The sequence below is a fragment of the Muricauda sp. SCSIO 64092 genome (genome assembly GCF_023016285.1).
Taxonomy (GTDB): domain Bacteria; phylum Bacteroidota; class Bacteroidia; order Flavobacteriales; family Flavobacteriaceae; genus Croceivirga.
In genome coordinates, this window is sequence record NZ_CP095413.1 from 4013118 (window position 1) to 4036097 (window position 22980).

Consider the following 22980-nt stretch of genomic DNA (forward strand, 5'->3'; position numbering starts at 1 on the left):
GGTTTGTTTAGTTGGTTAAGGAAAACGCCGCATTTGCGGCGTTTTCCTTTTTTAATCTTGCTCTTGAAGCATTTTTATTTCGTCCCTGAGTTTGGCAGCTTCCATGAAATTAAGTTCTTTGGCCGCTTTCTCCATGGCCTTTCGCTTGTCCCTAATTATTTTTTCTTTCTGCTGGGGTGTTAAGTATTCCAAATCGGGTTCCGCAGCACGTAGGGCTTCTTTTTCAAAATGATAGGTCGAAACCGAATTTTTGGCCAACGCATTATCCAGGCTTTTGTTCAAGGCTTTGGGGACAATATTGTTTTCCGTATTGTAGGCCATTTGTTTTTCCCGTCGATAGTTGGTCTCGTCAATGGTTTTTTGCATGCTGTCCGTAATCGTATCCGCATACATTATGGCCTTTCCATTTAAGTTTCGTGCTGCACGGCCAACAGTCTGGGTCAGGGAACGATTACTGCGCAGAAAACCTTCTTTGTCGGCATCCAAAATCGCAACCAATGACACCTCGGGCAAATCCAACCCTTCCCTAAGAAGATTTACGCCTACCAATACATCAAAGAGGCCCTTACGTAGATCCTGCATGATTTCCACACGTTCCAAAGTGTCCACATCACTGTGGATATAACGACAGCGAATGTCTATTCGGGTGAGGTATTTGACCAATTCCTCGGCCATACGTTTGGTCAATGTAGTGACCAGGGTACGTTCATCCAATTCCACCCGTTTTTGTATTTCTTCGATTAAATCATCTATTTGATTAAGACTTGGCCTTACTTCGATCTCGGGATCCAAAAGTCCAGTTGGGCGTATCACCTGTTCCACATATACCCCTTCACTCAATTGTAATTCATATTCGGCTGGAGTGGCACTTACATAAATCACCTGATTTTGGAGCGCTTCAAATTCCTCAAATTTCAATGGTCTGTTATCCAAGGCAGCAGGAAGTCGAAAACCGTATTCCACCAAATTTTCCTTTCGGGAGCGATCACCGCCATACATGGCATGTACCTGTGGAATGGTTACATGACTCTCATCAATGACGATAAGATAATCATCGGGAAAATAATCAAGTAAACAGAAAGGCCGCGTTCCAGGCTGCCTCCCATCCAAGTATCTGGAGTAGTTTTCAATTCCGGAACAGTATCCCAATTCCCGAATCATTTCCAAATCAAAATTGGTACGTTCTTCCAACCGTTTGGCTTCCAATGGCCTTCCTATTTGTTTAAAGTAATCCACTTGGTTCACCAGGTCGTCCTGAATTTCCCTAATGGCATTTTGAAGTATGTCCGGGGAAGTCACGAACATATTGGCCGGATAGATATTTAGGGTATCATAAATTTCTATGACCGAATTGTTATGGGGATCCAAGGCCTCAATCTCTTCAATTTCATCTCCAAAAAAATGGATTCGGAAAGCGTGATCGGCATATCCCGGAAAAACATCGACCACATCGCCCTTTACCCTAAAGTTTCCATTCCTAAAATCCGCTGTAGTCCTTGAATAGAGGCTTTGTACCAGTTGATGTAGAAATTTTGTTCGGGAAATGACCTGGTCCCTATGGATGGAAATGACATTTTTTTGAAATTCAACAGGATTTCCAATGCCATAAAGACAAGAAACGGAAGCGACGACCAACACATCCCGTCTACCGGAAAGTAAGGAGGAGGTCGCACTCAAACGCAGCTTTTCAATATCCTCGTTTATGGATAGATCCTTTTCAATATACGTCCCACTTGTGGGAATATAGGCCTCTGGCTGGTAGTAATCATAATATGATACGAAGTATTCAATGGCATTGTTGGGAAAAAATTGCTTGAATTCGGAATACAATTGGGCAGCCAAAGTTTTGTTATGGGCCAGGACCAAAGTGGGCCGTTGTACTTCGGCCACTACGTTGGCCACCGTAAACGTTTTTCCAGAACCGGTTACCCCCAACAAGGTTTGATGGGCATCTCCCGAAGAAATTCCATTGGACAATTGCTTTATGGCTTCAGGCTGGTCTCCGGTAGGTTTGAAATCCGAAACTACTTTAAACTTCATTAAGTAAATGTACGAAAGGGGGTGGGAAATCTAGCGTTTAAGGGTAAAGAAGCCCTTAAAGACTTTATTCTCATCATCAATGGCCCTAAACCAATATCCCCCTGAAGGAAGGGGTCTGCCATTTATAGTACCATCCCAACCTGGTGCATCTGATGAAAACTCCGAAAGAAGTCTTCCAAACCTGTCGTAAACTTGAATACTTACCAGGGCAACGGGCTCACCCTCCTGGGGTTGTTTGAACTGCCAAAATTGATTGAATGGATCGCCATTTGGCGTAAAAAACTTGGGAAATCCCTCTACAATAAGGTTTTGCTCAAATGTCTCCTGCGCAATGCCACAACCATTTTTGTCCCTAACATAAATGGTATGGGTTCCCGGGGCAATTCCCCTAAAAACAGTATCGTCTTGATAGGGGCCGTCAATAGTATCAATGGCATATTCATAATCCCCGGTTCCGGAAACTTGGACCGTTACATCCAATCCCAAATTTGTATCCCTAATATCAAGCCCATCAATGGTGGCAATTTCCGATGCTATTGCGGTAAATCCCAAAATTGTGGGACATTCGATCAGCTCGCCTGGTTGGGAGGCCATGGTATACGCTTCCAAAAAATAATCCCCAGATTGATCAATGGTGATTTCCGTATCTTCCGAAAGCAAAATTTCGTTATCAAATTGATCAATACGAAACCATCTATAACCATCAGCTCCCTCTGGTGCGGTAATCCTGAGGGGGTCGCCGTTTTCACAAAAGGAAAAAACATCCGGTAATTCCAAATCCGGACTCAATGTAACCAACTCCCCCGTGACCCTATCCAAAAAGGGACCACATCCCAATATGGTGGAAAATGATTCCTGACTACATCCAATGGCATCTCCGGATTCATTGAAGGGGACAATGGTGATGAAAAAAGTCTGATTGGGCTCAAAGTTCAATACAAAGGTGCTATTTGTGGTAAATACTGCATTATCAAGTACATCGTTTTCTGTTGGGGTGGTTCCCAAGGTTACCCTATAGCGCGTTGCCTCAGGAACGGGGACCCATTCCAGAAAAGGGGTGAGCGGCACATTTATGGCCCCATCCAAAGGACTTATAAGACTGGTACAACCCGGCAAGGGCGCCGGTTCCCGTGTTGTAAAGCTGAACTCCGTGCAATTTTGGGCGCTGCCATTTTCGTTGCGTGGAATTATGCGTACATATATTTCGCTGTTTTCGGGAAATTCACCTGGGGGATTTATCCTTAGGTCCGTAACATTGGTATTTACAATATCCCCCATACCAGGTTGGGTACCGATGATGACATCGTAGTTCGTTGCCGTGGGGGCATAATTCCATACCACATTTGAAAAGACACTCACATCGGTAGCACCGTCCTCGGGTATTCGTAGACTTGTACAGTCCGGTGGTGTAGTGACATCTTCAGTGGTAAATGATTGTGAGTCACACACGATGTCCTCCTGTCCTTGGAAAAAATCAAGGACTATGGTCACAAAGATTTCGGTGCTCTCGGGCAAACCCCGGGCAGGGGTATACGATGTGGCGCTACCCACCGTTACCGTTGCCAAATCACTTGCTCCAGGGGTTCTTCCCAGTAAAATCCGATAACCGGGAATGCCCTGCACAGCCTCCCACGTAATAGTGGCATCCACGGGAACATTTACCGCGCCATCCGCAGGGGAAATTAAATCCGGGCATTCTTGGGAAAAGCCAAAACTATATATGCAGTACGCAAAAAATAGCAGCAATTTTTTTTTCATACAGCATCTTCGTTCGTCTAGGTAAGATACTATAAATCACGCTTTTTTAATAATGCATAGGACAAATAGATGAAAATGAACGTCCAAACGAGAACAATCAGGAACTCATACCAATGGACATAATAATCCAATTCAATGGATTCCCCTACTTGGTCCGCAACGGTCTGTACCGCTTCCAATCGGGTTATAGGTTCCTTGATGAGGTTGAACATGGATTGCAATGGAAAAAAGGCCATCACCTTTTCCGTGGTATCCCCATCGAAAAGTTTCCAACGCATCAATCCCCTGATGATCCCCTCCGAAATCTGCCACAGTATTAAGAACCCCAAAGCAAATGCCGAGCGTTTAACCAGAATGCCCAAAAACAGGCAAAACGAGAAAAAACCGACCAGTTTTATGAAAAAGGCCAGAACAAATTCCAAATCCGAGAATATGATGGAAAGCTCATTAAAATCGGAATACACAAGTCCCAATATAAGGGAGACCACAAATACAAAAACCGTTGAAATGGCTGCAAACGAAAGTACGGTCAGAAACTTGGATAATATGAATTCCTTTTTGGAAAGGCCGTCAATCAAGTTTTGTTTTATGGTTTTGTTGCTGTACTCATTGGCCATCATTGAGACAATGACAATGGCCAAAAAGAGCTTGAAGAATGCGGTGACAAAGGTGTTGAAATGCCAGATATACGGAAAATTAAAGATACCGATCTCCGCCAAATGAAATTTTACCGGGCCAATATCAAATTTTATAGCAGCAATAAGTGCGATGGAGGTTAAAATGATGAAGTAGGAAACGATGAGAACCTTACTTGCCCGATTGTTCCAAAGTTTTATGAATTCTATTTGAAGTAATCTTCCCATGGCTTACGAATTTTTGGTTAAGGTTAAAAATTGCTCTTCCAAACTTTCCCTTCGTTTTACCAGGTGGGACAGTACAATACCCTCTTTAAATAACATCTTGTTCAATTCCTCTGCATCCATCTCTTCTTTCAAATAGGCGGTCAATGTGCCATTCCCTCCTACAATGTTCCCAAAACTGGCATGTTTGGACAACAGGTCTTTTAACCCTTTCATATCTGCGGTTCTCAATTCAAAGAAACCGTGACTGGCGAGCATACTATCCACAGGACCGGAATACAATTTTTCACCTTTTCTAAGAATGACCACGTGGGAGCAGACTTTTTCCACTTCGTCCAATAAATGGGAAGCCAAAAGTATGGTCGTCCCTTGCGCGGCAATTCTTTTGATAATTTCCCTTATTTGATGTATTCCCGCCGGATCCAATCCATTGGTGGGTTCATCCAAGATCAGGATTTCAGGATCGTTCAATAAGGCAGAGGCTATGGCAAGTCGCTGTTTCATGCCCAGGGAATAGGTTTTGAACTTACTGTCCTTTCGTTCCAACAGTCCAACCAATTCCAATTTTTCAAGAATCTTATCTTCAGAAACCTCCTTGATCTTACAAACCAACTTCAAATTCTTTTCCGCGGACATATAAGGGTAAAAATTAGGTCGCTCAATAATGGCTCCTACTTTTTTTAGGGCGTCATGGGTGGAGGTTGTCCCATCAAACCAGCTGAATTCCCCAGCGGTTCGATTGACTACATTCAATATAATGCCCAAAGTAGTGGACTTACCACTGCCATTGGGACCTAGGATGCCGTAAACGTTTCCTTTTTCTATGGTAAAGGATAAGTCCTTTACGGCTGTTAAATGCCCAAACTTTTTAGTTAGGTTCTTAACCGTGAGTATGGTTTCCAAGGGAAATATCGTTTTTTGGTTGATACCTACTTGACGATTGTTTGCCCTAAATGTTACAGCTCAAGAAAATAAAACTGCAAATCAAATATACCTGGTCTAGCTTTTGTTTGCCCTGAAAGTAATTCTGCGGTTGGTGATAACGGTGGCCGGTCCCACATTGAGTACAACTTCATCGGAAATTGTAGCATTGCATAAATAGGTGTCACTGGTCAATATCACCCTATAAACGTGGCCATTTTTATCGAGGTCCGGAGAAAGAATGGTCAAGGTATTGGTTTGGGTTCCGGAATACGCGGCCCCATCGGAAATATTGCTGAAGTTGGAGCCTCCATCCGTACTTACTTGCCACTGGTAACTATCTGTTCCAGAATCCGTAAGGCCAAAAGTACCATCATTATCAATGAATACCCTTTGGTTTACAGGTTGCACCGTAATTGTTGGTACAGCTCCCACTTCTTGAAAGTCAAAAATAGTATTGGAATCATTGTCCGCGGGTGATGGATATGATGCTGCGGTCACGGTCCCATTACCATTTGTTGGAGGTGGGGTACCAGTACCGTATGCTTCCCCATCACCACCATCCGCATTTGCATCGTTGTAAGCTTCATTGGCATCACTACAACCATCATTGTCACTATCCCCATCCAAAGTGTCCGGTAGGCCGTCATTATCCGTGTCAAAGCCCGCAGCCCAAAGAATGGCATTTAACAACAGGTTCTCTCCGGCTTCATTAAATCCTCCATTTAAATTGGCATGCGGTACAATTGCCCGTTTTCCCGGGGCGGTTCCGATCTCCATTGCATCCCCTCCATTCCAAATCACCAAGGAACCTTCATTGGTGTTGGGGTCTTGACCTAGAACGGTTCCCGTGGTCAAACCGTTTCCAAAGTATGAAGCATCCCCGATTGTATAGGGGGCAATTGGCAATCCATTGGTTATGGGGTGGGTATTTTCAACTATGTTCACAGCTGTGGCACTGCCACTTCCTCCGGCACTTGCACCTAAAATTTCGTCGTGTAATGCGGGTTCACTGGTAATTACCCCATTGGTAGTGGTAGTTAAGTTGTCAATATTGGTAAAAGCTGTGTCACTAAATACATCCTCATAAATAAAGGTTACTGCATAATTGTTCGCATCCCCACCAACAGCATCATCAACAACGGTTACCGAATACCCTAAAGCAACAAGCTTATCTATGGTATTTTGCTCCTCGGTACTGGCCGTACCATCCGTTACCCAGAGGATATTGTTGTGATTTGGGTTTTCCACACTGTCCAAAATACCATCATTGTCATCATCCAAATCGGAGATGTCAACAATGCCATCATTATCAAAATCATTGTAAATGGTTAGGGCAACGGAGGGATTGTCCCCGGTAATATTGTTGTCCGTTTGGTCCTGGTTATTGGTTGCGGTGTTTATGATGGGAATAATTGGTAAGGTCGAATTGTTCGGATCGGCAATGGCGTTGATCGTAATACGTTCCAACTGACCACTATTAAGTGTGCCTATGGTCCAATTGGGGGACGACCAGGTCCCTAATGTTGGAGTGGTCGACACAATGGAGAGTCCGGTTGGCATTACATCGGTAATCACCAAATTTGTGGCTGGGTCAATACCCATATTTTCGACGGTAATCGTGAAAACTACTGTGTCATTTTCATTTAAGGAGGTAACACTGGCGGTTTTATTGACAACGATATCCGGATTGCAATAATAAACCGATATGGAGTTGGAATCATAACTACAGGGTCCCCTGGTCACTCGTAAGTAATAATCACCAGCGTTGGTTGCCGTATAGGTGGGTGAGGTAGCTCCTGGTATCAATACACCATCCCCGTACCATTGGTACGCATCAAAAGTCTCCCCACTCACAATTTCTAGGATAGCCCCCGGTAAACAACTGTTCCCTGTTATCTGTAGGTCAATATTTGGTACGGTATCAAAGCCCGAATAATAACCTGCAACACCTCTCGCTCCATTAAAACCAAAGAATCCCACTGCAATAGGTCCTGTGGATTGTACGCTAACATTTCCTGTAAGACTGGGAATATAAAATGTTTTCCAATCGGATGTGCCGGTTACGGTAGAGGAGGATGGAAGGGTAACATTGCCGTTTCCATCGGTTACCGTTATACTACTGTCTGGAGTCGTTGTGGCCGCAATGATGGTAACCCCACCGGTTATGGTAATTCCGGCAGCATCGGTAATATTGGGAATATTGTCCATGGTATCCGGTAAAAGGCAGTTTACCGGTGCCACAAAATTCAATCCCTGGGTATAGGCCTGGTTGGAGCCCCCCATACATTGGTAAGCATAGACATCCTTGGAGGTTTCCACATACATATTGGCCCCCACCGAGTTTGAGGAGTAATTGCTACTTGGAATTTCAAAGAAATCCCCATCATTTAAAGTTGCTATTGGGGTTGTGGAGCCGTTGACAAAGATTTGGGTGTTGTTTTCGGTGGCAATAAGCAATGGAAATTCCGTCCATCCATTGGCATTGCCGTTACCTCTAACGAAAACATATTCCTTGCCCAGCCTATTTTCGGGAACGGGCTGGTCAATGCCAGCATCCCTATTGGCCGACCCTGCCTGACGCCCATAGTTTAACGAACCATTGCTAATTACGATGTCCCTATCCGCTACGACAGAAGCACCGATCCATCCGTTTTCATGGGCGGTGGTTGGGGTGTTGCCTATATAGGTCTCAAAGACAAATGATTCATTGGCATCCAATACAATTTGATAGGTATCATCGGTAATGCCGGCCCTATTACTTCCGACCCTAAATTCACAATTGGGATCGTAACCAGATAGGGTTATTGTTGTATTATCTTCGGTGGCCATAATCCCTAAAGTATTGGATTTGGAAACATGGCTACCCAGATTGGGTACTCCCCCCCATTTAAAGTCAGTACCCATAGCCACTCGACCCTTCGAGGTCAATGATGCGGCTTGAGAATTCGATCGCCCCCTATAGTTAACGTAAAAGTTATTTCCTCCCGGAGCTTCAAAGCGCAATCCACTATTGGTCAAGATGATGCCAGTATTTGCATCGTCGACCAGTGTAACGTTGTTGTTGCCATTTCCCAAATTATAGACCGCCGGGCTTGTATTTGAAATTGTGAATGAGGTAATTGGAGTACTGTTGGTCCCTTGATAGACATTAACAGTGAAGGCCGTAGTTTCAGGAGTCGACAGGTATACGGCCTGCTGTTGAATTGCTCCGTTGTTTTGCCCCTGTCTTAAAGGGGGCAAATAATGCAAATCGCTCAACTGTCCATACCCAAAGGAACAACCAAATAGTAATAGAAGAAGAATGAGTTGCCTCATTGGATCAATGGAATTTTTGAGGTGTTTTTTGCCACATAAGCTAATTTAGTTATGGAAGGAAACTACCTACAACAGTTTGTTGTAAAGCTTTGTAATTCTGTGGTTATCACTTAAAACGACAACACCTGCAGGCCATCACGGCCAACAGGTGTAAAAGATGGTTGTATTTTGTGATTAGCGATAAAGGGTGAAGTTTCCAATAAACTCCCTTTGATCTTCAATTCCGTTCAATTTGATGATATACCAGTAATCCCCCGTGGGTAAATCACTTAATTGGTATTGGCCATCCCAATCGTCTTCATTTCCCCTGAACTGATATAAGGTTCTTCCATATCGGTCGTAAATTTTGATAAAGATGTTCTGGTACTGTCCCATGTTTCTTGGTGCCCAGGTATCGTTATGTCCATCTCCATCCGGAGTAAAGAAATTGGGGATTTCAATATCAATGAATTCCATAAATATTTCTTCAGTTACACTACAGCCGTTTTCATCGGTAACCGTAATGGTATAGGTAGCTGTTTCCGTAATATAGAACTCGGCATCATCGGTTGGGGTTTCATCATTAATGGTGAAGGTATAGTTGCCCGACCCACCCGTGGCCAATGCGGTAATGGTATTGATATCGCTTTCTGTCAGTTGTAATCCCAATGGGTCAAATTCCGTAATACTGAAATCAAAGGTATTGGTGCACCCATTACTGTGCATTACCGTAATGTAGTGATCCCCACCAGGAATTCCTTCAAAAGTTCCCTCCAAGACCATTTGGGCGGGGTCTGCAGTATCCAATCCGTATAACAAATTACCCGTAGTGGATGGATCTTCAAATGAAAGACTGACCCGGTTTGAAGTTATCCCGGAATCACACGGATATTCCACAATCGCTTCGCCAGCAAGATTTACACCGGGGCTTACCTCGAACACCTCTGTCACTTCACAGCCATTGGCATCCCTAATGAATACAACATGCGTTCCACTTGTGAGATCCGTATATTGGAAAACATCCTGGTTGAAATCGGTGTCCGCATTACTGTTCAAGCTGGTAAAATATGGTGCGGTACCGCCATTTATTTCAAGAGTTACCGTACCGTCCGCACTTTCAAAACAGATTTCATCAGTTACTGTTGAAGTAACGGCCAGGGAAGAGGGGGCTATCAAACTAAACTCTACTACCTCAAAACAACCATTACCGTCCTGTACAATTACGATGTAATCGCCGGGGGAAAGCTCATCAAAACTGTTTTCATCATCAAACTGGTTAAGATTGGGGGAAATGGCAAATTGATAATCACCACTACCGCCTTGAACGTCCAATGTTATACTTCCATCATTGGCATCTGCACAACTAATCTCCGTAATGGTCGGATTGACTACCAAAGGTGTTGGTTCACCAATCAGTACTTGTTCGGAAACTACCTCACAATCCCCACTTTGAACCCTTACGTAGTAGGTGCCCATGGGTAGGTCCGCAAAGGTGCCATCCGTTTGATTGGGCCTTACCTCATCCGTGTTCGCTTGATCTCTAAACAATGCAAATTGATAATTGCCCAGTCCACCATCCGCAACAGCGTCAATTAGGGCCGTGCTATCACCAGTACAGTTTACGCGTGCCGCAGAAGTATCCAAAGTGACCGTAAGGGTTTCAATGGCCTCCACACCAACTGCATTGGACACTATGGATATACAGTTAAAACTGTCCCTAATATAATAGCGATAACTGTCTGGGGAAGCCGGAACGTTTTGGAACAAATGGGTGTCCGATGTGACCATTTCATTCATTGGATTAAACGCACTGCCGTCCAAACTCCATTCGTATGGAGCGGTACCTCCAGAGGCTACCAAAAGGAGCTCTGCATTGGTTTGACAGCTTATGGCCCGATTGGTGACCAATAATGCTTCCACACCGGTGGGTTCCTGAATTTCAAGGACTGGGGCGGTCTCAAACGTACAGCCCATATCATCAGTTACCGAGATACTATAGAAACCTGCCCCCAAATTGTTAAAGGTTGGTGTGGTCTGTGAAACCGAGGAACTCAGCAATGTGCTTCCCGCGGCGTCATTATAGGTATTCAAGACATACCGATAGTTGGTTATCACGTTTCTTGGGTTTAAGCTGAACGATATGGAAGCATCCGTATCGCCTTCACAAACCAATTTACTATTTGCGGTGGCAGTACCGGTTATGGGATCGGGGAGAACCAAGCTAAAGGCATCAGTCCCAGTAAATACCTCATTACAGGTCAACGCATCGGTAACACTGATTTCATAATCACCGGCAGTTAATGACTGGAACAAATGGCTGTTTACCGAAGTTACCGTGGTCGTTGTTCCACTCCCTACATGGGTAAGCGCAATGGTATAAGGTGCTTGCCCCCCTCTTGGGGCAATCAGGGCGGTACCCTGATCATTGGTGCAGCCTACATCCGTTAAGGCTATTGGGTCGAGGGAGATTGAAGCTGGAGGGGTAGCAATGTTGAAGGATCGTACCTGACTACATTCTGGAAAGGCATCCTGAACAACTTCCACCAAATAATCACCGGCCGGCACAGCAATGGCAACCGTGGGACCAAGATTGGCCGAAGAACCTGTTAAAAACACAGGGCCATCATCCGTACGATCGGTTGGGGTGCCATTGGTATTATAGATATTCCAAGTGAATCCATTCGAATACGTGGCATCCACCATGGTCAATCGAATACTGCCATCATCCCCAAAACAAACCACGTCGGCCAGTTTTTCAACGATGATATCAAAAGTATTTGGTTCTTCCACCAAATGTGTAATGACCTGTTCACATCCTGTATTTACATTCAGGATACCAAAAGTGTGCGAACCAGCGCTTAAATCCAGAAACTGGTTGGATGCTTGGTATGTACTCGAGGGTAGCATTCTAAACTGATAATTTCCGGGATGTGTGGCATAGCTGGTTAAACTTCCAACGATATCAATAGTGATATCCTCTCCTGAGTTATTACAGCTAATGTCCTCATCAACCGTAATGGTAGGTGTTCCCAAAACATCAAATGGGGCAATGGTTGCCGTAGTGGTCCCAACACAACCGTTATCATCGTAAACATTTATGGTATAAACACCTCCAGCAGGGTCGGTTTCGATATAGGTTGCACTTGTTCCGGACTGAACCGTACTTGGGGTTTCCACTGCTAGGGTATTCGGGTCGTCCTCTTCAATAAATTCGTATCTAATGTAGTTGCCGCTACCTCCTTGGACAAATGGCGCCACATCGTTAACCGTAATTGAAGCATTGTTCGTGGTATTGCCCGAGGTACATCCAAATTCGACAATCGTTGGAGCGGGTACTGTAATTGCTTTCGGTTCCGAAATGGTAATTGAGGGGCTGTTTACGCTACAGTTGTTTGTAGCGGAATCACCCGTGACGGTAATGACGTATCCAGCGGCGGTTGTGGTGGGGGCCAATCCCGTAAAAGTTGCGGAATTGCCCGTGGTACTTGTGGGGGCAATGCTGGTTACGACCCCATCCATAGCGGTGATTTCGAAAGTATAAGGTGCCGCTGCCCCATTTGTGGTCGAAATGATAATGCTGCCGTCACCGGCTCCCAAACAAGAGACATCCGTTACTATGGCCGGATTGAGTGCGGGTTCCACGCGATCAGGTACATTGATTACAAACACCCTATCACAAATTGGATTACTCGGAGTATTGGTATCGTAAATGGTAATGGTATAATCACCCGCCAGAGGTGCTTGGTAGTCAAAACTATGGGCAGGAACCACGGTTTGCGTTACGGCAGGAGCTCCAGCAGTATTGGTGATACTGTATTCGTAATTTCCAGAACCATCAAGTATTTCTATGGCAATGGTCGCCTCTGCTGAGGCGGTACAATCCAATAATTTTGTGAGTGTTGCACTTGCCGATAAAACGGGTTCCACAACAAACCCAATTTGTGAGGCAATACAACCATTGTCATCAGTGACATAAATGTCATAAGTGCCTGGAGAAACATTGCTGAACACCCCTCCGTTATCTTCGAAGGCCGTAGGAACAGGGGCTCCATTTGAAACCATGGCATAACGAAGGTTTCCGGCAACCGGTGTCCCTACAACGGTAACATCTATTGGAGAAGTACAATTATCCTGTGTCACTGATGTTATGGTAGGATCTGCCGTTAAATTCATTGACACCGTATTCAATACCAAGGGACAGCTATACTGATCATATAAAGTCACCGTATAATTACCGGCAGGGGAGTTTACGGGAATCTCAACGGGGTTATTGGTAGTTCCATTTATTGTTAAACCTCCAGGGCCGGACACATCATAGGTATAAGGGGCGCCACCACCACCCGAAATACCATTGATTGCTATTAATCCTGGCAGATTGCATGAAATATCCCTGGTCTTCACGGCGGTAGCGTTCAATGGAGCTAATTCCGGGACATAGGCATTTTCACTTGCCGCTCTACAGGCGTCGGTGTTGGTACCATCTACCTGAATGATTTCCAAATAGTACTCTCCTTCGGAAAGTGGAACCGAAGAGGTAATCGTATTATTATAGCCAACATTAACTGCTGTTGCGCCACCACCACTTACTTCAATTGGGGTGGCATTGCCGAGTTCATAGATTTCCCAACGCATGTTTGGAAAAGCAGTATCAGGGGTTAAGGTAAAGGTTAGCTCGCCCGTGGTTCCTCCTGAGCAAGTCGGTGTGACATCCGTAGCAATTTCTATGGGCAAATTCACAGAGGGCACTTCATTTACATTGACATTACTCTGACGGATACAGTTTGAACCATCTTGGACATAGAAAACGTATGTCCTTCCCGGTACCAGTAGCGGCAAACCGGGCAATGCGGGTGTTGTTGGATCTATGTTTGCCCAGGTATAGGGAGTGCCTGTGGGAATTCTCGCGGTCCAAACCGGTGTAGAGGCACCAAAATTGGCTGGATCATCCGTATAGGTATATCTGTAGCCAATGGAATCATCCCCCCGGCTACCTTGTACGGTTACCTGTAAGTCATTACAGTCCAATACTTGGGGAAATATGGTGATGTCCAAATCATCCAATGGAAATGGAATGATATACCTATCAAAATCCTTTTGACAATAAACTCCGGGTGAAACTTCAACCCTTATGGATGGAAATACCTCCGTTCCGGAGAACGTTGGGTTCGATACAGAACCCCTTAACTCTGTCGATGTCTGCCATGTTGTTCCACCATCATTACTGTATTCAACAGTTCCCGGTGTTCCCGAAGGAGTGGTTATGTTTATAAATTCGAAACCAAATTCGCTTTCAATCGTACTTGTACACGTAGCTGGCAATATGGGTGTTATATCTGCCGTAATTTCCGTTACGTTGTTAATGGTTACTGTTGAAGATGTTACCGTACAACCATTCACATCGGTAACGGTCACTTCATAATCACCCACGCCAATACCGTTGAAAGCAAGCGTGGTGGTTGAAATGTTTGAGTTGCTCCTACCATAATCAATACCATCGGCGGGAGATAAATCGACCAGGGCATAGGTATAAGGTGCAGTTCCTCCACCAACGGTAACATCAACGGCACCAAGGCCATCAAAACATTCCGGATCGGTAGGAACAGCGTTTGCTGATAAGGTAGCGACAGGTGTTAGTATAATATCTTCCTGCACAAAAGAACATAGTGCCGGACCCCCGTTGTTATCTTGTACATAGACATCGTAGCCCGCCGGATTTGCGGTAGCCATTGCATCGGTTACGGTCAGCGAATTTGTTGTGCTGTACAATCCTGCCGGACTTGTGTTGGCTGGTACAATGGCATAAAGCAGCGTTCCGTTCCCTCCAGTAGCGTTTACATTAATCAAACCGTCATTACAGGCACTTAGTTGGGTTACTTCAATAGCTACAACAAGCTGAGGGTTGATGTCAACATTCTGTATGTTTGGTGTATCGGGACATCCCAATTGGTCCCTTACCTCAATATCATAATTTCCCGCGGAAAGGCCTGTAAAGGTGTAACTGGTAGCTCCCACAGGAGAAGGTGTAATCCAGGGACCGCCATCAATTCTAAATTCATAGTTGCCGTTGCCTGAAGTAACATTGACCACAATAGTCCCGTCATTACTTCCGGAATAACAGGCCGTTGGGGTTACATCAAAGGCAATATTTGCCGGAGGAATAATCGTCACCGGAGCTGTGGATACCACTTCGCAACCATTTTGGTCCATCACACGTACCACATAATCCCCATTTGGAACATTGGTGAACTGGGCGTTGGTTTGATATGGGGTCACTATCGCTCCCCCTGAGGTTTCCAATTGATATTCATAAGATGGGTTGCCACCTGTAGCGGAAGCTTCCAAGGTACCACCAGTATTGAAACAGGTATAGTCTGCTATTTGGGCCAAGGAAGGAACAATTATTGAAGGTTCCGTAAGCGTAACCGGGAAAGAAACTGCACATGAAATATCATCCAGCTTTCTTACTTGAAGGGTATACGATCCATCGGCCAGGTTGGCAGCTGTTGTTACTGGTGAGGTCATGGATGTTGTCCAGGCAGTACCATCAAAAGAGTATTCAAAACCAACACCTGCGGTGAAATTGGAAACTTCGAACCGAACAAACCCATCAGCTATCCCATTACAACTTGGGTCAATGGTGGATAACAATTGTGCTTCAAAAGCCTGGTCCGCTTGAATAACTACGGTAAAATCCTGTGTTTTTTCACAAACCTCGGGTATTTGGAAAGCGGTAATGTCATCCAAAATCAAATCATTGCCATCATTGCTGTTTACATTGGTCCTAAAGACAATGTCAATATCGGTATTGACTCCTGGATTGAAGGTTATGGTACGTTCGTGCCAATCGGTATTGCCCGTGTTTTTTGGAATTTCCGGGGCTACTTCAGTGTAAATAACCGTTCCCGTATTGTCCAGGATTTCAACCAGTACTTCTGGGTTGTTCCCAACTCCGGAAAGGTTCATAAGGTTATAAGCCCAGAAATTTAAGGTGATTTCTTCATTGGGCAATACTTCAATATCCCGTTTTGCCCATAAAATATTATTCAGTTGTGGATTGCCGGTATCCGAGAAGGTACTTACATCTATTGACAAAAATCTACCGTCGGTCAACCCAGTATGATCTTGTGGACTTGTCCAAAAAGAAACAGGATTGGTTACAAAATTTGTGACCGTGTACTCCCCGTTCACCAGAATTCCGGCGGGACCCCTATTACAATTGGTAAGTGAACCGTCCTGGGGCTCAAAACAATAATCGGAACCAATTTCTGCTATCTGGGTAGTTGGACCGGCTCCAAAATTTTCGAAGAACAAGGTAGTTTGATTCGGAGCTATAGTGCTGGAATACCCTACGGTTATGGTATGGGTGCCATCCGGCACATCACTAAATATATTATTGTTGACCGTCCAGGTAGGAGGTACGGTGTACGTATAGTCAAAATCGGTAGTGTTCGATGATGAAACGGTAATGGTTCCCAGGCCATTGCAATCATAGTCTATGGTATAAGATAAATTTGGGTCTGGAGCAACGGTTGGAACGGTCAAGTCCATAGGAAATGTACAGCCCAGGGCATCCCTTACCACCAATTGGTAGTTTCCAGATAACAGGTTTCTTTCATTTAACGTTCCAAAACTGCTTCCGCCATCAAAACTATATTCATAGGGGGCTTGCCCACCACTGGCATTCAGAATCTTGACCAATGCCCCACTTGAGCTGCAGGAGGCATCTTCCACGATAGCTGCAGAAGCGGTTAATCTAAAGGGTTGGTCAATTTCGTAATCCAAGGTTTCAATACATCTGGATGTAGGTGTACCACTGGAATCCATTACGGTAATGGTATAGAAACCAGCGGGCAGATTAACAAACGTATTGGCCATTTGATACGTGGTACCGCCGTCCAAACTGTATTGATAAGGGGCGGTCCCCCCTGTTGCGGTTACCGTTAAGGTCGAAGTAGCCGAATCGGCACAAACAATAGCGGAATGGGAAGCTGAAATGGAAACCGTTCCCAGATCTTGTATGCTTACTACGTTGGAAAATGCGCTACAGTCATTCCCATCAAAAACTATGAATTGATAGTCACCGTCTTCATTTGGAAAATACGCTTCTGGTGTACCTCGATAACCAAACAAAAAGTTGGTTGTACTTTGTTTGGCGGAATTGGGAACATCAGCAGGGGTGGCATATAATGGTACGCCATCTTTTGCCCAGATGGCCATCCCATAATCAGGATTGGGACTTCCACCGTTTGGAGTTAAGGTAATTACACCCGCGTTACACGTAATATCCGAGGTGGTCACGGCGTCCAATGTCAGTTCTGGAACTTCCCCAACCGTTACATTCTGCGTATCTGAACAACCATCATCCGTGGTAGTGATCACAATGTAGTTTCCAGGGTTGACATCATTAAAGGTGTATGTATTGTCATTTGATGCTACCTGGCTATCAACAAAAGTCCCCAGACCACCATTGCTGCCATCGTCCAGACGAAGTTCATAAGCATAGTTGGGAAGTACGTTAAGTGCCTGTATCCCTATAGCGCCCAAGGCATTGCACTCTGCGGCAGTGGTTGTGATGTTTACTTGATAGTCCCTTTCCAGGATGCCGATATCTGCAGTTTCAAAAATACAACTGCCTGCAATTGGGTCTCCTGTCACTGGATTTAGTGGTGTGACCTGTACCTTGTAAGTACCACTTGTGGTGATATCAAAGTTAGGCCCGTTATCATCGGAGAAGGGAACGATGATGTTGTCATTAACGGCATCCACCAATTGGAATCCATAACCGGAACCAATATTGGTTACCCTTATGTTACCTGGCGTACTACAAAGAATATCCGAGGCATTATGATCGATATCCAGTGTGTTCTTGAACACATTGAAGAAAAAACGGCTGAAACATCCATTTTGATAGTTGATTACGACCCTGTACTCACCACTATCGGTAACCGTAAAATTGTTCTGGGTAGCCAGGTCCGTCCACGCGCAGGTTCCATTTTTGTTGGCACAATCATCTCCAGTATCCGCACAACTGGTTTCATCCAATCGTTGCCAAACAATGCTGTCGGCATCCGTTATGCCCAATTGAATGGTAGCTTCATCAGTTGCTCCGCATAAGAAGATTTTTGGCAATAAATCCCCATCAATGGAACAGGTCACGATTTCGCCCTGCAGATCATTATCGGGATTACTATCCGAGTTGACTTGATTGAAGAATCCTATAATGGGATTTGTCTGCGTTGTGCCAAAACGCTCAACGGTGATGAGCTCCGTAGCATCCGAACAGCCCGTGGCCCCGGTTTTTTCAACAATGTAATTACCAATATCGGTTACCAAAAGTGTACTTGGATCGCCATCTGCGTCACCGTCGTCAATCGGCGTTTCCGAGCCGTCAATTTGTCCGTTACCATTGGTATCCAAGGCCCATGTATAGTTTGTGAACCCAGAACCTGCGGTAAGTAGTACATCGGCACCGCACAATTGTACCGTTCTGGCAGTGTTACAATTGGCCAAATCGTCCAGGATGGTGTTTGTGGCAACCTCTGGTGTAACGCTACAGGCAGATACGGAACCGGCACCGTTTTCATCGGTGAAGGTAGAAGGGTTCAGCACGCCTTGATACGTGGAATACGCCCTATTCTCCAATGTATCGGAACAAGCATCCACAAAGTCGGAACAGTTACCGGAAAGCGTTACAAATATTCTGATGGTATACTCCGGGTCGCCAACTTCCACCAAATTGTCCGGAACCTGAAAGGAGATTTCATTGGTGTTGATGTCATGGGTATGGGTAACGCCAGGTGCATTCACCACATTGACATTGTCAAGGGTTACATTATTGGGGAGAATGTTCCTTATGGAATAGTTGACGGCATTGTCATCACCGGTGTTTTGAAATCGAAGCACATATTGAAAAGCTTGTCCCAAACTTACACCCTGTCCATTAATATTGGTCCCTCCTAAATCTTCCGAGGTATTTCCCAGTATAATTTCCGGGGCAAAAACCTGAATATAAGAGGCGTCATTTACCGTTCCATCGGTTGAATCCACTACAGGTGTTCCAGTCCCGTATTCTCCGCCATCACCACCATCTGCATTATTGTCCTTATAAAATTCATTGGCGTCACTACAGCCATCCCCATCACTATCCAAATCCAAATGGTCCGGGATGCCATCGGAATCGGTATCACAACCAGCTGTTAGCAATACCCCTCTCATATTGGTAGGACCAACAACATCTTGGCCAATGGTAATGGTGTTGTTCCCCAAGGAGTTCCAACTAATTGGAGTGGGAGGGGTATCCAGAACCATAGGTTCCAATGGACCATTTGTTGACCTTGTCCCAAACAACTCAAATTGGCCCGCTTGGTCAATGACAACCCTAAGTATGGGGGTGCCATTGGTACCAGTTATCGTCCATATGTCCGGATTTCCAGCTTCGCCGTAGGTCGTGCCGTCATAAAAACGGGCAAAATTTCCCGGTTCCCCTAATTGAAATTGTACTTCGCCGGCCACATCATTGCCGTTAACGTCAAGGTTGAATGAATTATCGATACTAAAGACATCCATGACCAAATAGTTGTCAACACTGACCAGGGCACTATTATGGGATGCTCCGTTGGCAATAGTAAAGGCCAAGGTATCGCATTCGTCCTCATCATAAATGCCATCGTTGTCATCGTCGAGGTCCGTGATATCGCGAATACCATCATCATCCGAATCGTTGTGGACCGTTATTAAAGCGGTTGGATTATCTGGAGTGGTATTGGTATCTGTCTGGTCTTGGGTATTGGTTACTGTATTGGTAAGGCTTAGTAGCGGTAGAATATCGATTTCATCCCCACGTACTTCAAGTTCCAATTCCGCGACATCCCCGCCGTCCAAAGTACCAATGTTCCAAGTATTGCCACTCCAAGTTCCTGAAATGGTAAAGGCATTGATCAAGGTAAGTCCTGTGGGAATATTATCGGTGATTTGCAAGTTGGTCACAGGTCCAGCACCTAAGTTTCGCACTCGAATGGTGAATGTGGCCGTTTCCCCTTCCATAATTTCATTGTTGTCCACGGTTTTATCCAGGATAATATCGGGATCACAGTAAAGGGCTTGAATGGTGTTACTATCGTAGGTACATGGCCCTTTGGTGCCGCGTACATAGTAATCACCGGCAATGGTTGGCGCATAATTTGCCGCGTTGGCACCGGGAATCAACTGTCCGTCCCGGAACCATTGATAGGCATCAAAACTTTCCGTGGCTTCAAAAATCTCCGAGCCAACAAAGCAGCCCGTACCACCACGAATTTCCAAAATTACTTCAGGTACGGTATCAAATCCGGAAAAATAACCTGCAACACCTCTATTTCCATCAAAACCAAAAAATCCAATGGCCATTGGTCCGGTCGATTGTACACTTACATTACCATTCAGATTAGGAATGTAAAAGGTTTTCCAGTCAGCGGAACCTGCAACCGGATTTGAGGCAGGTAAAGTAACCGGGCCGTTCCCATCCTCCACAATAATATTGGCGTCAGGGGTATTGACCGCGGCAATAATGGTCATCCCACCGGTAACGGTAGCACCTGCCATGTTCCTAATATCCGGAATGTTGTCCATGACATCGGGCAACAAACAGTTGACCGGGGCTACAAAGTTCAACCCTTGGGTCCAAGCTTTTGAATCTCCACCGAGACATTGATAGGCATAAACATTTTTTGAGGTTTGTACAAACATGTTGGCTCCCACGTTATTTGACGAATAGTAGCTACTGGGAATCTCGAAGAAGTCACCGGTGTTCAATGTAGCTAAAGGAGTTGGATTGCCATTTACGAAAATTTGTGTATTGTCCTCAATTGCAATAAGAAGTGGAAATTCGGTCCATCCATTGGAGGCACCATTACCTCTGATGAATACATAGTCTTTTCCCAAACGGTTTTCAGGAACAGGTTGGTCAATACCCGCATCGCGGTTGGTTGCCCCCACTTGCCTACCGTAGTTGATTGAACCATTGCTAATTACAATGTCTTTGTCAGCTTCTATGGAGGCGCCGATCCATCCTCTTTCATGGGCCAAGGTGGGTGAGTTACCTATGTAGGTTTCAAAAACAAAGGATTCATTGGCATCCAGGGTAATGGTAACCGTATTATCCGTTATCCCTGCAACATTGTTTCCCACACGGAATTGACATCCCGGATCGTAACCGAAAAGGTTAATTGTAGTGTTGTCCTCTGTGGCCATAATCCCCAGGGTATTCGACTTTGAAGGATGGTTCCCTAAGTTGGGAACACCGCCCCACTTAAAATGGGTGCCCATGGCCTGTCTTCCCTTTGCGGTTAAAGAGGCTGCCTGTGACGAGGAGAAACCTCGGTAATTTACATAGAATCGATTTCCACTCGGGGATTCAAAACGAAGACCACTGTTGGTTAAAACAACCCCTGTGTTGGCATTATTTACCAAAGTAATGTTGTTATCTCCATTCGTTAGACCTTCACCAGCATCAATTATTGCTGGATTAGTATTGTCAATGTTGTATGTTCTCCAAGGGGCTGCATTGGTCCCTCGATAGACATTTACCACAAAGGATGTAGGTTCCGGAGTGGATAGGTATATGGCTTGATCCCGAATCCCTTGATTATTCTGCCCTTGTTTCAATGGTGGCAAATAATGCAAATCACTAAGTTGGGCTTGTGCAAATTGACCGATCAAGACAACTAAAAGTATGCAAAAAACATGTTTGATATAGGAAACTTTTGGTAGCAAGTCTGTGTACATAATCATCGGAAATAGTAATCCTTACTACGAAAAAAACACCTTTATTTGGCTTACACAGATAATTGTTGCCAACCCGAAAAAAGACGTGGTAAAGGTGAGGTGTTATGTGGTTGGCGATTCCGTATAAATACCATGTAATAAAAGGATTACAGGCATTTTGTATCTTTGGAAATCTGAAAAAAAAAAGCCCTATGTCCCAAGAAAGGTTAATGTCCAAAAAAAAACCGGCCTATCCGGTAAGTCCCGATTTGGATCAATATTTGGAAAAATACAGTCGAAAGATAGAAATCCCTATTTTTTATGATGACCTGTTGCGCTTTTCCGGCTCCATAGCGGTTGAAGATGCCGATGGTGAAGACACCCTGTGGGTCAGGGTGTATTATTCCGACTTTGATCGGGAGGAGATAGATATGAGCCTTAAAAAAGTGTATTCCATTCTCCATTCCGATGGAAGCGATAGGATTCTGGAATATCTAAACGTGGATGCCGTGGATTTTTGCACCTTCGGGAATTCAAAACCCTTCCGGATAAAAGTAAGGAACATCCTTAATGACAACTATACCTACTTTTATGTGAAAAAGACGGATGCCAGTCGTGTTTACGGACTGGAACTGGAGCATATGCTTTCCCCCCACCATCTTAACTTCTTGGTATATAAGGACACTTTGATAGAAGAACATATTGCCGGTATTCCAGGTGATGTTTTCATTAAGGAGTTTTTGCCAACGCTTTCAAAATCCGAAAAATCCCAATTGGCAAAGGAATTTGTGAAGTTCAATGAACGTTGTATGATTCGGCTTTTAGGGGATATGCGTTCCTATAATTACGTTATTGTGCCCGTACATGATTTTGATCATGTGGTTTACAAGATACGGGCCATTGATTTTGACCAACAATGTTTTGAAGGAAAACTAAAAATCTATCGTCCACAGTTTTTTAAAGAGAACTTTCAAATGGTGGAACTTGTGCGCACCTTACTTCAGAAGTACTCCGTGGATCAGTATAAGATTGAGGAACGATCTATTGTGGCCAAAAGGATTTTGAGTTCGGGAGACCGAATTAGGCGATTGGCCGAAATTGCCAAGGCCGATTCTATTTCACTTCCCGAAAACATTGACCGTTTGAAGAGTGAGATTTATGAACTAACGTTGGATATGAAGTTCAAAAAAAGCACTTCCATGGGGGACATACTTTCAATTGCCCTGGATTTTGTGAAGCGCAACTATGAGGATGTGAGTATGAAACAGATTATTGAGAAGAAGTTTTGATTTGTTAGGTGTTAGGTGTTAGGTGTTAGGTGTTAGGTGTTAGGTGTTAGGTGTTAGGTGTTAGGTGTTAGGTG

General features: G+C 44.6%; 7 protein-coding genes. 1 reads left to right on the forward strand and 6 read right to left on the reverse strand.

Features of this window, described 5'->3' with window-relative positions; translation table 11 throughout:
- Positions 1–51: 51 nt before the first annotated feature.
- The 6 genes from uvrB to L0P88_RS16870 form a co-directional block, all read right to left on the reverse strand.
- Positions 52–2040, reverse strand: coding sequence for an excinuclease ABC subunit UvrB (uvrB, locus tag L0P88_RS16845; protein ID WP_247131087.1), 1989 nt, complete (start codon positions 2038–2040; stop codon positions 52–54).
- 30 nt (positions 2041–2070) lie between these two features.
- The gene (locus L0P88_RS16850; RefSeq protein WP_247131088.1) at positions 2071–3798 is read right to left on the reverse strand and encodes a T9SS type B sorting domain-containing protein; all 1728 of its coding nucleotides are present in this window, start codon (positions 3796–3798) and stop codon (positions 2071–2073) included.
- 29 nt (positions 3799–3827) lie between these two features.
- A complete protein-coding gene (locus L0P88_RS16855) occupies positions 3828–4661 on the reverse strand; it encodes an ABC transporter permease (protein WP_247131089.1) in 834 nt (277 codons plus the stop codon).
- A gap of 3 nt (positions 4662–4664) precedes the next feature.
- Positions 4665–5561, reverse strand: a complete 897-nt coding sequence (locus L0P88_RS16860) for an ABC transporter ATP-binding protein (protein ID WP_247131090.1) — start codon at positions 5559–5561, stop codon at positions 4665–4667.
- Positions 5562–5657: 96 nt separating this feature from the next.
- Entirely contained in the window at positions 5658–8897 is a 3240-nt protein-coding gene (locus tag L0P88_RS16865; protein WP_247131091.1) for a DUF11 domain-containing protein, read from the reverse strand.
- A gap of 174 nt (positions 8898–9071) precedes the next feature.
- Positions 9072–21638: a T9SS type B sorting domain-containing protein gene (locus L0P88_RS16870; RefSeq protein ID WP_409557687.1), complete on the reverse strand. Its 12567-nt coding sequence runs from the start codon at positions 21636–21638 to the stop codon at positions 9072–9074.
- Positions 21639–21829: 191 nt separating this feature from the next.
- Here L0P88_RS16870 and L0P88_RS16875 point away from each other — a divergent pair, with 191 nt between their 5' ends.
- A complete protein-coding gene (locus L0P88_RS16875; RefSeq protein ID WP_247131093.1) occupies positions 21830–22906 on the forward strand; it encodes a hypothetical protein in 1077 nt (358 codons plus the stop codon).
- The last annotated feature ends 74 nt before the right edge of the window (positions 22907–22980 follow it).

What these genes read in the sequence shown, in the direction of transcription:
- L0P88_RS16855 (WP_247131089.1), bottom strand. Translation starts at nt 4,661, where the DNA reads ATGGGAAGATTACTTCAAATAGAATTCATAAAACTTTGGAACAATCGG.
- uvrB (WP_247131087.1), bottom strand. Translation starts at nt 2,040, where the DNA reads ATGAAGTTTAAAGTAGTTTCGGATTTCAAACCTACCGGAGACCAGCCT.
- L0P88_RS16850 (WP_247131088.1), bottom strand. Translation starts at nt 3,798, where the DNA reads ATGAAAAAAAAATTGCTGCTATTTTTTGCGTACTGCATATATAGTTTT.
- L0P88_RS16870 (WP_409557687.1), bottom strand. Translation starts at nt 21,638, where the DNA reads ATGTACACAGACTTGCTACCAAAAGTTTCCTATATCAAACATGTTTTT.
- L0P88_RS16865 (WP_247131091.1), bottom strand. Translation starts at nt 8,897, where the DNA reads ATGAGGCAACTCATTCTTCTTCTATTACTATTTGGTTGTTCCTTTGGG.
- L0P88_RS16875 (WP_247131093.1), top strand. Translation starts at nt 21,830, where the DNA reads ATGTCCCAAGAAAGGTTAATGTCCAAAAAAAAACCGGCCTATCCGGTA.